Genomic DNA, 11,801 nt, shown 5'->3' with positions numbered 1-11,801 from the left:
CCCGGGTGATGCCACCCGTGCCCCAGGTCGCCGAGCATGAGGTCATGCGCTACGAGATCCGCGTCGACGGGCAGATGTCGGATGAGTTGACCACGGCGTTCCCCGAGTTCGACAGCTTCGTCGTCCCCAACCAGACGGTGCTGTACGGCCAGGTCGACGACGAGGCGCACCTGTACGGCCTGTTGATCCGTTTCCAGTCGCTGGGGCTGCGCGTGGCGGAGTTCCGCCGGCTTCCGGAGTGAACGTACGGCTCAGCCCGCGAGCACCTTCGCCTTCGCCCGCTCGTACTCGGCGTCGCTGATGTCGCCGTGGTCGTGCAGCCCGGCGAGCTTGGTCAGCTGGTCCGCATGGGTCGGCCCGGTCGCCCCGGTGGTCCCGGTGGTCCCGGTGGTCCCGGTCGTCCCGGTCGTCCCGGTCGCCGGGGCATCGGCGGCCGCCTCCTGGACGTAGGAGCGGAACGCCTCCTCCTGCCGCCGTTGCTGGCGCACATCACGCTCACCCATGCCGCGTCCGCGGGCGATCAGATAGACGAACACGCCGAGGAACGGCAGCACACAGACGAAGACCGCCCAGCCCGCCTTGCCCCAGCCGCTCATGCTGTCGTCCCGGAAGATGTCTCCGAAGACCCGGAACAGCATCACGAACCACAGCACCCACAGGAAGAACCAGAGCATCGTCAGGAAAGCGTTGAGCAGCGGATAGTCCACGGTCGCCTCCACCTGCCGGCCGTCGTGCGACCACGGCGGCACTCCAAGCCTGATGTGCTCCACGCTGCGCCTGTCGCCCCGGGACGGCATCACCCGGAGCGGGTGGGGTGCCGCCGCCGACCGCGGCGGCACCGGCGGTCCCCCGCCCGGGCGGGCCGCGCGCCCGCTGCCGCCGGGTTTCACCTGTCAGGGGTGAAGCCCCGCTCGGAGCTCTTCTCCAACGATGAACGTGGAGAGGGAGGCAGGCATGGTCGACCGCTATCCGCCCATCGCCGAGCACGGAATGGTCGGCGACCTGCAGACCGCGGCTCTGGTCTCGTCCGCCGGGACCATCGACTGGTGGTGCACACCGCGCTTCGACTCGCCCAGCGTCTTCGCTTCGCTGCTGGACAGCGAGCGCGGGGGCCACTGCCGGTTCGCCGTGGATCTCCCGGAGGGCGAGGGGCTGACGGTGCGACAGCTGTACCTGTCCGACACGGCGGTCCTGATCACGCGGTACATGGCGCCCGGCGGCGTGGGCGAGGTCGCCGACTTCATGGCTCCCGTCGACTCCCCGACGCCGACGGACCGGCACCGGATCATCCGGATCGCCCGCGTCGTCCGGGGCAGCCTGCCCTTCACCTTCTCCTGCCGCCCCCGCTTCGACTACGCCCGCGCCCCGCACACCCTCACCCTCCCGCCGGACGACGACCGCTCGGCGGTCTTCCACGGCCCGGGAACCGACCTGCACCTCCAGTGCACCCCCGGGGTCGCCTTCCACGCGGACGGCGACGACGTCACCGGCCGCTTCACCCTCTCCGCAGGGCAGGCGGTGGCCGTCGTGCTGACCGGCACCGCGAGCGGCGGCGCCCCCGGGCCCGCGCCTCAACTGGGCGGCCTGGTCGACGACATGGGCTCGTGCCGCACCTTCTGGCTGTCCTGGCTGCGCTCCTGCTCCTACCGAGGGCGCTGGCAGGACACGGTGAACCGCTCGGCGATCACGCTCAAGCTGCTCACCTACGCCCCCACGGGCGCGCCCATCGCCGCCGCCACCATGGGACTGCCCGAGCAGATCGGCGGCGAGCGCAACTGGGACTACCGCTACACGTGGGTGCGTGACGCCTCGCTCTCCGTGCGGGCGCTGATCGATCTGGGCTTCGAGGCGGAGGCGTACGCGTACCGCCGCTGGCTGCGCGAGCGCGTCGACGCCGGCGGCACCGCCACGGGGGACCCCTTGCAGATCATGTACCGGATCGACGGCGACCCTCATCTCACCGAGGAGACCCTCGACCATCTGGAGGGCTACCAGGGCTCACGGCCCGTCCGGGCCGGCAACGCGGCCGCCGGCCAGCTCCAGCTCGACATCTACGGCGAGGCGGCCGACGCGCTGGCGGTGCGCGGCGACATCGGGGCGATCCGCGGCTGGAACGCCATGCGTGACGTACTGGACTGGCTCTCCGACCACTGGGACCAGCCGGACGAGGGGATCTGGGAGACCCGCGGCGGCCGGCAGAACTTCACCTACAGCCGGCTGATGGCCTGGGTCGCCTTCGACCGGGGCATCCGCGCGTCCGTCTCGCACGCCCGCCCGGGCCGGATCAACCACTGGACCGAGACCCGCGACGCGATCTTCCGGCAGATCGTCGAACGCGGCTGGCACCCCGGGCGCCAGGCCTTCGTCCAGCACTACGACACGGACGTCCTGGACGCCTCGCTGCTGCTGATGCCCCAGGTCGGCTTCATCTCACCGCACGACCCGGACTGGCTCACCACCCTCGACGCCATGGACAAGGAGCTGGTCAGCGACAGCCTCGTCTACCGCTACGACCCCGGGGCCTCGCCCGACGGGCTGCGCGGCGCCGAGGGCACCTTCAACCTCTGCAGCTTCTACTACGTCGAGGCCCTGGCCCGCAGCGGCCGGCTCGGGCGGGCCCGGTACGCCTTCGACAAGATGCTCACCTACGCCAACCCCGTCGGCCTCTTCTCGGAGGAGATCGGTCCCTCCGGCGAGCAACTCGGCAACTTCCCCCAGGCGTTCACCCACGTAGCCCTGATCAACGCGGCCACGGCCCTGGACGAGCAACTCGGCCGGGCCGAGGCGAGCCCGACACACGGCGACGGCCAGTACGACCCGCCCCACAGCTACACGACGCCCACCGCGCCCGCGGGCGGAGGCGACGACGGTGGCTGACCCGGGCCGGCAGCTGGAGCATGCATGTCAGGCCGTGAGGACCTTCGACTTGGCCCGCTCGTACTCGGCGTCGGTGATGTCGCCCTTGTCGTGCAGCGCGGCCAGCTTGCCGAGTTCGTCCGCCTTGGCGCCCGGCGCCTTGGGCCGCGGGGCCGCGGCCTCCTGGACGTAAGAGCGGAACGCGCGCTCGCGGTCCTGGGCCATGCGCAGCTCGCGCTCGCCCATGCCGCGTCCGCGGGCGATCAGGTAGACGAAGACGCCGAGGAACGGCAGCACGCAGACCATCAGTGTCCAGCCCGCCTTCGCCCAGCCGCTGAGCGCGTCGTCGCGGAAGATGTCCATGACCACGCGGACCAGCAGCATGATCCACATGATCCACAGGAAGAACCAGAGCATGGTGAGGAAGACGTCGAGCAGGGGGTAGTCCATGGTCGCCTCCGCTTGCCGGCCGCCGCGACGACCGCGCGGCTGACGGGGCCCCGGTGGCCCCGTGGCCTTCACGATGCGCCAGGGCGGTCCGCCCGGCATCACCCCTCACGGGTGGGCGGCGAGGCCTCGGCCCGGCCGCCGGCCGCGAGCAGTGCCAGGACCGTCAGGGTGCCGAGCAGGACGAGCGCGAAGGCCAGGATCGTGAGCGGGGTGGGGCGGTTCCACACGGCGAAGACGAAGGCCAGGACCGCCAGCGCGGACAGGGCGATCGACCGGCGGTGGTCCTGTGCCCACGCGCCGACCCGTCCGGCCCGGATCTCGTGCCGGTAGGCCCAGGTGGCGAGCGAGTCCGCGGTGCGGTCGCAGGCGCGACGGATCGCGACCGGCAGGCGGCCGGGGCCGATCAGGTAGGCGCCGAGCGCGACCACGACCCCGAGCACGATCGTGGTGCGCAGGGCGGCCTTCAGGAAGCGCAGCAGTGTGTCGAAGACGGCCGCGGCGGCCGCGTCCGACTGCACGGCGGCCGGGAGGTGGTCCAGGTAGTAGCGGCGTACGACGACCAGGGCGATGACCACCACCAGGCAGGCGATGGCGGCGCCCAGCGCGGTCCAGGCGAGCGCCCGCCGGTGGCGGCGGGCCAGCAGCACCCCGGCCGCGCCGATGACGACGGTGAGGACGGGCAGCCAGTAGCCGACGACGTCCAGCAGGTGCACGCCGTCGCGGATCTTCTCCAGTTGCTCGGACTGGAACAGCACCAGCTGCTTGTCGACCTGGGGGATCGCCTTGGCGGGCGACAGGCCGGCGTTGACGAGTTCCTTCTTCACCTGCTCGACGAGCGCGCCGACGTCGAGCGTGACCGTGCCGCCCGCGACCCCGACGGCGCCCCGGCCCTCCCCGGTGAGAGCGTGCACGACGGCCCTGTGGGCCTCTTTGTTGGCGTTGCGCCACACGGTGTCGAAGGCGCCGCTGTGCACGATCCGCGTGACGACCTTCTTCACCGCGCCGTCCACGGCCGAGTCGATCTGCGGCCCGAGCCCCTGGATGGCGGTGGCGGCCTGGGGCGGCAGGCCCTGGGACCGCAGCCAGTCGGCGAGCTCCGCGGCGGCCCGGTCCCCGTCGATGCGGACGTCCACCGCCTCGGAGATCCGGTCGACGGCCGCGTCCTGGATGGCCGGCTCGGTGGCCAGCGGGGCGACGGTCTTCACGTACCGGTCGGTGTCGAGCGCGATGTCGTGGACCCACACCGTGATCAGTGCGACGGGCACGAGGATGCAGGTGACCACGATCAGCACCGCTGAGGCCGTGGCTCGGGCGATGCGTCCGGCCGCGGAGGACTTGTGCGCGGCGCTCATGCGGACTCCAGGCCTTCCGGGGTCCCCGCCCTCCCTTCAATTGCGTCCGCGCACCACGCAAACGGCATGCCGAACTGGCCCATATGGGCGCCGAGAGGAGCCCTAATCGGCGAAGGAGTCCCGCTTCACCACGCACAGGGCCCAGATGATGAACGCGTACAGCGCGATCAGCGTGAGCGACCAGACGGGGTAGTACGGGATGGACAGGAAGTTCGCGATGAGCAGCAGTCCCGCGACGCCTACGCCGACGACCCTCGCCCAGGTCTTCGCCCCGAACAGGCCGATGCTCACGATCACGGCGAGCGCCCCGAACACCAGGTGGATCCAGCCCCAGCTCGTCAGGTCGAACTTGAAGACGTAGTTGGGGGTGGAGACGTACACGTCGTCGTCGGCGATCGCCATGATGCCGCGGAAGACGTCGAGGATCCCGGAGATGAAGAGCATCACTCCGGCGAACAGTGTCAGGCCGGTGGCGGCTGTCTGCTTGCCCGCACCGTGGCGGGTAGCGGTGGTGGCCATGTCCGGCCTCCTTTCCACACCGGGCTGCTGCGCGCAGCCGTCCACCACCGAGCCTGATCCCTTGGGGCATGCCCGTCGTCACCCACGGAGGGTGAGCAGCGCTATCACGCCGCCACGTCGCTCCGTGCCGTGACGCGGCCCGTGCTGACCGCGTCGGTCAGGGCCTGGTGGTCGCGTTCGTTCTGGTTGGCGTAGGAGTGGGCGAAGTCGGCAAGGGCGCGGTCGAAGGTGTCGCTGCGGCCGAGGTAGGCGGCGATGGCGATCGGGTCGCCGGAGCGGGCGTGGGCGCGGGCCAGGGAGGCGCCGCACAGGCGGGCGAACAGGCCCAGGGTCCGGGCGTCCATCGTCTCGGGGCGGGCGATGCCCTTCCAGTCGTGCAACTGCCGTACGTAGAAGTCGCGTTGGCGGCCGTCGATGCCCGTGACGTGCTGCCAGCCGAGGAAGATGTCACCGGCGGCCTGCATGAGCCGCTGCCCGGCGACCACCCGCTCGCCCTGGTTCTCGTACGTGCTGGCGCCGCAGTGGGGGGCGAGGACCGAGTCGCCGGCCTCCTTGGCCTGGAGCAGCAGCGGGTCGTCGTCGTCGCGGCCGAGCAGCAGGATGATCCAGCAGCGGGTACCGACGCTGCCGACCCCCACGACCTTGCGCGCCATGTCGACCACGCGGAACCGGCTCAGCAGATGCCGCCGCTCCGACGACAGGGTGGTCTGGTATTCGGTGACAAGTCCCCGCAGGGTCTGCGCCACCTCGTCGCCCTGCGTGCCGGGCAGCAGCTCCGCGAGCGGCGTGATCAGGGGAGGATCCGAGATGATCCGGGGTACGCCGTCCACCTCCCGGGTCAGCTTCGCGGCCGCCTGCACACTCGTGCGGGTACGGGCCTTCGTCGCCGCCCGCACGGCCCGCTGCCTGTCCTGCTTGCCCGGCCGCTCGGGCAGCAGCACCCCGATCTGGTCGAAGTCGTCCCGCGCGTACCAGACGTCGAGGGTGCGCAGCCCGGCGAACTCGCGCATGCGCTTGCGGTAGGACCCCACGCCGGCCCGGACGACGGCCTCGCACTCCATCGCCGGGAACCCGTTGGCCCGTCCGGCGATCACCAGACTCGCCGCCAGCCGCTTGACGTCCCACTCGAACGGGCCCGGCAGGGTCTCGTCGAAGTCGTTGATGTCGAAGACGAGGTTGCGTTCCGCGGAGCCGAGGAGCCGGAAGTTCAGCAGATGCGCGTCACCGCACAACTGGGCGTACAGCCCGGTGTGCGCACCGGCGCCGAGATCGGACGCCATGATCGCCGCGGCTCCCCGGTAGAACCGGAACGGCGATTCGAGCATCCGGCCGTACCGGATGGGCACCAGCTCGGGGACCCGTTCGGCGGACTGCCTCTCGATGATGTCGATCGGATCGGGCCGCTTCTCGTCGGGCGCGAAGACGCCGTGCTCGGAGCGCCGCACCCGGGCACGTGCCTCCTTGCCGAGGGCCGCGCGCTCGGCCGGGGTGAGCGGTCGGTCGTGCATCACCGAGAGCGGACCGCGGTGCGTGGTGCTGGCCATGGCCGGGCCTCCTTGCCCGCAGGGCCGACCGGCCCTCCCTGCCCGCGTGGTCGACCGTCCCCCTGACCTGCATGCTCGCAGCCCCGCGCGTCGGCGGGATCACCCGGAGCAGGTGATGCGGGGCCGGTGCGCGGGCGGTGGGATGCCGTTGTGGGCGGTACGCGAAAGCCCGCCGGGACGTCCGGTACGGCCGGTCGTCGCCGTGCGGCGGCTCAGCGGTGGGCGGCACGCCTGGCCCTGCTGGTAGCGGCGGCCGCGATCGCCGTGCTGCTGGCGGCCGCCGGCATCAAGAGCCTCGCACTGCTGGCCGTCGGTGTGGCGGGCCTCGCCGCGACGGCCGCAGCCCTGTGGTGGGCGCTCTCCCGGCGTGGCCTGGCCCGGCTGCTCGCCGCCGTACTCGCCGCCCTGCTACCGATCGCCGTGCTGCTGAACTACGCCGTGGTGGGCCTGCTGTGGGCCGCACTGTCCGCGGTGGCGCTGTGGACCGCGGCGCTGCTGATCGGGCGGGCCGCCCTCGCCGCGCACGCCGGCCGGTCCGGCCCCCGGGAACACCCGGCCCCACCGCCGCGCGCACCGTTCTTCATCATGAACCCGCGCTCCGGCGGCGGAAAGGTCGGCAAGTACGACCTCGTGGCCAAGGCCCGGGCCCTGGGCGCCGAGGTCGCCGTACTCGACCCGGCTCACCCGCAGGACGTCGCGGAGCTCGCCGAGCGGGCCGTGGCAAGGGGCGCGGACCTGCTGGGGGTCGCCGGAGGGGACGGCACCCAGGCGCTGGTGGCGGGTGTGGCGGCCCGGCACGACCTGCCGTTCGTCGTCGTCTCCGCGGGCACCCGCAACCACTTCGCCATGGATCTCGGCCTCGACCGGACCGACCCGTCGACCTGCCTCGACGCCCTGACCGACGGCGTCGAAGTGCGTCGGTCTCATCGGCGAGCGCGTCTTCGTCAACAACGCGTCCTTCGGCGTGTACGCGGTGGTCGTGCAGAGCCCCGCCTACCGCGACGACAAGGTGGCCACCATCCTCCGGGAGCTCCCGGACCTGCTGACCCATCAGGTCGGGCCGCGGCTCACCGTCCGCGCGCGGGACGTGGTCCTCGACGCTCCCCAAGGAGTCCTGATCAGCAACAACCCCTACCAGTTGGGCGATGCCGCCGGCCTCGGCCGGCGCGCGCGGCTGGACTCCGGTGCCCTCGGCGTCCTCGGCGTGAAGGTCGACAACGCCGCGCAGGCGGCCGGGCTGCTGCGCGGCCATCAGTCGCGCGGGCTCACGGTGCTGGCCGTGCACGAGGTGGTAGTCGAGGCCGACGCCCCCGACGTCCCGGTCGGTGTGGACGGCGAGGCCCTCCTGCTGCCCACGCCCGTCATCTGCCGCATCACGCCCGGCGCCCTGCGGGTCCGCGTGCCGCGCGACCGTCCGGGCGTGCCCGTGGCGAACACGCGGATGGACTGGCGGACGCTGGGCCGGCTGGCGTTGCCCGGCACGCGTCCCTCAGACGGTCACGGGCGTCTGGATTCGCGAAGGTGAACGGTTCCAGGCGGCCCTACGGCCGACTCACGTGCACCACCACAGGAACCGGTTGCAGGTCTCCGTGGGCGTCGGGTCCGGGCTCGGGTCCGACGTGGTCGGTTCCTGGGTCGGGGTCGTGGGATCAGGCTCGGACGGGGTGGTGGGCGCCGAGGTGGTGTCGCCCGAGCCGCCGCTGCCCGTCGTCGCCGACTGGCCGTCCTTGTCGGGGGTCTTGTCCTCGTCCTTCTTCTCGTCCTCGTCCTTGGCCGACTTGGAGGCCGAGGGAGACGCCGAGGGATCCGCCGACGGCGACTCCCCGTCCGTCCGCGGCGCCCCGTCCGTCGCCTCGGGGGAGGCGGTCACCTCTTCCGACGCCGCGCCCTCCGCCGACTCGTCCCCGGCTGCCGCGGGCTTGGGACTCGTGCCCGGGGCGTCCATGCCGAGTTCCGCGAGGCTCAGGCCCCCGGCGGCCAGGACGAAGCCGGCGGTCACCAGCAGGACCCGGCGACGGCGGCGCCGGTGCGCGGCAGCCTTGCGATCGCGACGGCTGGCGCCCGACGAGGACCCGTCGTCCAGGTCGTCACCGTCGTCGTCCACTTCTTCGTCGTACGCGTCGTCCTGCGCGTCGTCGTACTCGGCGTACTCGTCACGGCCTCGACCCCTGCCGCGCCGCTGCGCCGCCCGCCGCGCGGCCCGTCCGCCGGCCGGCGCGACCGGCGCCGCCTCCGAGGACACCTCACCGGCGTCCGCGGCCTCTGCGGCCTGCGCGGGGCGCGCCTCGTCGTAGTGGTCGTCATGACGACTCGCGCCGTACTCGCCGCCGCCGTACTCGCCGCCGCCGTACTGTCCGGCGCCGCTCCCGTACTGCCCCGAGCCGTCCCCGTACTGGACCTCGCCGCCGGCGTACTGACCCTGGTACCCCTCGTACGCCCCCCGGCCTCCCACGCCCCGCTCGGCCATCTGCGGGTACACCTCGTTCTGGGTGCCCGCGTACACGCGCAGCTCTTCGATCGCGGCGCCGCACCCCGGGCAGGCGAGGGCGCCATTCAGGTGCCGTCGGCACGGGTGGCAGTAGTCCATGACGCGGGAAGACTAGGTTCCTCACAGGCACCGTTGATAGTCACAGCTGTGAAAGTTGTGTATGGAACTTTCTGTTCCGGCATGGCGAGTTGACGGATATGCCGGGACTCGCCAGACACGCCCCCCACACTCCGCGACCGACTGCCCGAAATCCGTATCGAAAGCGGTGTCGAAACCGTTATGTGTTCGACCCATTGACACTCCCGGCGCCGCCTCCCTACTGTCACGTCAGCATTTCGAACGTGTGACGAAATTTCGAACACGCGGGGTGCGACGCCAAATGAGCCGACGACGCAGCAAGGGGCAACTGCCGTGCGCATCACCGGAATCAGCACACACGTGGTCGGGACGCCGTGGCGCAACCTGACCTACGTCCTGGTGCACACCGACGAGGGCATCACCGGAGTCGGCGAGACCCGGATGCTGGGCCACACCGACGCGCTGATCGGCTATCTGCGGGAGGCCGAGGCCAACCACATTCTGGGTTCCGACCCGTTCGCTGTCGAGGACCTCGTCCGGCGCATGAAGTACGGCGACTACGGGCGGGCCGGCGAGATCGTGATGTCCGGGATCGCCGTGGTGGAAATGGCTTGCTGGGACATCAAGGGCAAGGCCCTCGGCGTGCCCGTGTGGCAGCTGCTCGGCGGCAAGGTCACCGACAAGGTCAAGGCGTACGCCAACGGCTGGTACACGACCGAGCGGACGCCCGAGGCGTACCACAAGGCGGCCCAGGGCGTGATGGAGCGCGGGTACAAGGCGCTCAAGATCGACCCCTTCGGCACCGGCCACTTCGAGCTCGACCACGAGCAGACCCTGTACGCCGTCTCGCTCATCGAGGCCGTGCGGGACGCCATCGGCCCCGAGGCCGAGCTGATGCTGGAGATGCACGGCCGCTTCTCCCCCGCCACCGCGGTACGGCTCGCGCGCGAGCTCGCGCCGTTCAAGCCGGCCTGGCTGGAGGAGCCCTGCCCGCCGGAGAACCTGAAGGCGCTGGAGAAGGTCGCCGCCAAGGTGGACATGCCGGTCGCGACGGGCGAGCGGATTCACGATCGCATCGAGTTCCGTGAGCTCTTCGAGAGCCAGGCCGTCGACATCATCCAGCCCGACGTCGGCCACATCGGCGGCATCTGGGAGACGCGCAAGCTCGCAGCGACGGCCGAGACCCACTACATGCTCGTCGCGCCCCACAACGTCGGCGGCTCCGTCCTCACCGCCGCCTCCCTCCAGGTCGGGTTCACCTCCCCGAACTTCAAGATCCTGGAGCACTTCAACGACTTCGCCGACGCGGAGATCAAGAAGGTCGTGAAGGGCGCCCCGCAGGTGAACCCGGAGGACGGCTGCTTCCACCTCTCCGACGCCCCCGGTCTCGGTGTCGAGTTCGACGTCGACGCCGCCGCCGAGTTTCCGCAGCAGCAGGCCCGGTTCGACCTGTGGGCCGAGGGCTGGGAGCAGCGCAAGCCCAAGGGCGCGCAGTGAGCACCGCCGTCGTCGTCGAGGCGCCCGGCGAGCACCGGCTCACCGAGCACACGCCGCGCGAGCCGGCGGCCGGTGAGGCGCTGGTCCGGGTCCACGCGGTCGGCATCTGCGGCAGCGACCGCGAGGTGTACCAGGGCAACCGGCCCGAGGGATACGTCCGTTACCCGCTCACGCCGGGCCACGAGTGGTCCGGGACCGTCGCGGCGGTCGGCGCCGGGGTGCCGGACTCGCTGGTCGGCCGCAAGGTCGTCGGCGAGGGCTTCCGCAACTGCCAGGTCTGCGACCGCTGTCACGCCGGTGAGACCACGCTGTGCAGTGCGGGGTACGAGGAGACCGGGTTCACCCAGCCCGGCGCCATGGCCGCCACGCTGACGCTTCCGGCCCGGCTGCTGCACGTCCTGCCGGACGGCTGCGACCTCACCGCCGCCGCCCTGCTGGAGCCGGCCGCCTGTATCGCCGCCGCGGCGATCAAGGCCAACGCGCTGCCGGGTGAGCGCGTGGCGGTCGTGGGGACCGGGACGCTGGGCATGTTCGCCGTTCAGTTCCTGAAGGCGGGCTCGCCGGCCGAGCTGCTCGTGGTGGGCACGCGGGGCGACCGGGAGGCGCTGTCGCGACAGTACGGGGCGACCGACTTCCGCACGAAGGACCAGCTGCTCCCGGACGACTTCGACGTCGTCATCGAGACCGCCGGGTCCGCCGACGCCGCGCGCACCTCCGCCGCCCTGCTGCGGCGCGGCGGGCGGCTCGTCCTCACGGGGATCCCGGCGCCGGGCGCCCACGGACTCGACCCGACCGATCTCGTCGTACGGCAGCTGGAGGTGCACACCGTGTTCGGGGCGCCGCCGGAGGCCTGGGCGCACACGGTGCGGGTGTTCGCGGCCGGGCTGCTCGATCCGCTGCCGCTGGTCACGCACGAGTTGCCGCTTCAGGAGTTCCCGCAGGCGATCGAGCTCGTCGGGTCCGCTGATCCGAAGGTGGGCAAGGTCCTCCTTCGCCCCTGAGTGCCCCTCAGCCGTA

At 71.9% G+C, this 11,801-nt stretch carries 10 protein-coding genes and 1 pseudogene; 5 read left to right on the top strand and 6 right to left on the bottom strand.

The window, feature by feature from the left end; translation table 11 throughout:
• The first annotated feature begins 44 nt into the window (after positions 1-44).
• The gene (locus OHT51_RS29400; protein ID WP_328881926.1) at positions 45-242 is read left to right on the top strand and encodes a hypothetical protein; all 198 of its coding nucleotides are present in this window, start codon (positions 45-47) and stop codon (positions 240-242) included.
• A 9-nt stretch (positions 243-251) separates the two neighbouring features.
• Here OHT51_RS29400 and OHT51_RS29395 read toward each other — a convergent pair whose 3' ends face one another.
• Complete coding sequence (locus OHT51_RS29395; protein WP_328884476.1) at positions 252-674, bottom strand: SHOCT domain-containing protein; 423 nt, start codon at positions 672-674, stop codon at positions 252-254.
• Between the two features lie 256 nt (positions 675-930).
• Between OHT51_RS29395 and OHT51_RS29390 the strand changes: the two genes are divergently transcribed.
• Positions 931-2,877 (top strand): glycoside hydrolase family 15 protein, encoded by a 1,947-nt coding sequence (locus tag OHT51_RS29390; protein ID WP_328881925.1) that lies wholly within the window; start codon positions 931-933, stop codon positions 2,875-2,877.
• Positions 2,878-2,904: 27 nt separating this feature from the next.
• Here OHT51_RS29390 and OHT51_RS29385 read toward each other — a convergent pair whose 3' ends face one another.
• The 4 genes from OHT51_RS29385 to OHT51_RS29370 all read right to left on the bottom strand — a co-directional run bounded on the left by OHT51_RS29385 (position 2,905) and on the right by OHT51_RS29370 (position 6,721).
• Complete coding sequence (locus tag OHT51_RS29385; protein ID WP_328881924.1) at positions 2,905-3,306, bottom strand: SHOCT domain-containing protein; 402 nt, start codon at positions 3,304-3,306, stop codon at positions 2,905-2,907.
• Positions 3,307-3,404: 98 nt separating this feature from the next.
• Positions 3,405-4,658, bottom strand: coding sequence for a hypothetical protein (locus tag OHT51_RS29380; RefSeq protein ID WP_328881923.1), 1,254 nt, complete (start codon positions 4,656-4,658; stop codon positions 3,405-3,407).
• Between the two features lie 102 nt (positions 4,659-4,760).
• A complete protein-coding gene (locus OHT51_RS29375; protein ID WP_328881922.1) occupies positions 4,761-5,177 on the bottom strand; it encodes a DUF7144 family membrane protein in 417 nt (138 codons plus the stop codon).
• A gap of 104 nt (positions 5,178-5,281) precedes the next feature.
• Complete coding sequence (locus tag OHT51_RS29370) at positions 5,282-6,721, bottom strand: DUF2252 domain-containing protein (RefSeq protein WP_328881921.1); 1,440 nt, start codon at positions 6,719-6,721, stop codon at positions 5,282-5,284.
• Positions 6,722-6,952: 231 nt separating this feature from the next.
• Between OHT51_RS29370 and OHT51_RS29365 the strand changes: the two are divergent.
• A pseudogene (locus OHT51_RS29365) lies at positions 6,953-8,246 on the top strand (diacylglycerol/lipid kinase family protein).
• Positions 8,247-8,273: 27 nt separating this feature from the next.
• On the opposite strand, the gene OHT51_RS29360 reads toward OHT51_RS29365, so the two are convergent.
• Positions 8,274-9,308 (bottom strand): SCO2400 family protein, encoded by a 1,035-nt coding sequence (locus OHT51_RS29360; RefSeq protein ID WP_328881920.1) that lies wholly within the window; start codon positions 9,306-9,308, stop codon positions 8,274-8,276.
• Between the two features lie 312 nt (positions 9,309-9,620).
• Here OHT51_RS29360 and OHT51_RS29355 point away from each other — a divergent pair, with 312 nt between their 5' ends.
• Together OHT51_RS29355 and OHT51_RS29350 are read left to right on the top strand one after the other, a co-directional pair.
• Complete coding sequence (locus OHT51_RS29355) at positions 9,621-10,784, top strand: mandelate racemase/muconate lactonizing enzyme family protein (RefSeq protein WP_328881919.1); 1,164 nt, start codon at positions 9,621-9,623, stop codon at positions 10,782-10,784.
• A complete protein-coding gene (locus tag OHT51_RS29350; protein WP_328881918.1) occupies positions 10,781-11,785 on the top strand; it encodes a zinc-dependent alcohol dehydrogenase in 1,005 nt (334 codons plus the stop codon). The genes OHT51_RS29355 and OHT51_RS29350 overlap by 4 nt, the downstream gene beginning before the upstream one ends.
• Positions 11,786-11,801 lie beyond the last annotated feature (16 nt).

The sequence above is a fragment of the Streptomyces sp. NBC_00299 genome, assembly GCF_036173045.1.
In the GTDB taxonomy this organism is placed as follows: Bacteria; Actinomycetota; Actinomycetes; order Streptomycetales; family Streptomycetaceae; genus Streptomyces; species Streptomyces machairae.
This window is presented reverse-complemented; position numbering and strand designations above follow the sequence as displayed.

Bases quoted from the DNA above. Each gene is read 5' to 3' on its own strand.
- OHT51_RS29400 (WP_328881926.1), top strand. From the start codon at position 45: ATGCGCTACGAGATCCGCGTCGACGGGCAGATGTCGGATGAGTTGACC.
- OHT51_RS29395 (WP_328884476.1), bottom strand. From the start codon at position 674: ATGCTCTGGTTCTTCCTGTGGGTGCTGTGGTTCGTGATGCTGTTCCGG.
- OHT51_RS29390 (WP_328881925.1), top strand. From the start codon at position 931: ATGAACGTGGAGAGGGAGGCAGGCATGGTCGACCGCTATCCGCCCATC.
- OHT51_RS29385 (WP_328881924.1), bottom strand. From the start codon at position 3,306: ATGGACTACCCCCTGCTCGACGTCTTCCTCACCATGCTCTGGTTCTTC.
- OHT51_RS29380 (WP_328881923.1), bottom strand. From the start codon at position 4,658: ATGAGCGCCGCGCACAAGTCCTCCGCGGCCGGACGCATCGCCCGAGCC.
- OHT51_RS29375 (WP_328881922.1), bottom strand. From the start codon at position 5,177: ATGGCCACCACCGCTACCCGCCACGGTGCGGGCAAGCAGACAGCCGCC.
- OHT51_RS29370 (WP_328881921.1), bottom strand. From the start codon at position 6,721: ATGGCCAGCACCACGCACCGCGGTCCGCTCTCGGTGATGCACGACCGA.
- OHT51_RS29360 (WP_328881920.1), bottom strand. From the start codon at position 9,308: ATGGACTACTGCCACCCGTGCCGACGGCACCTGAATGGCGCCCTCGCC.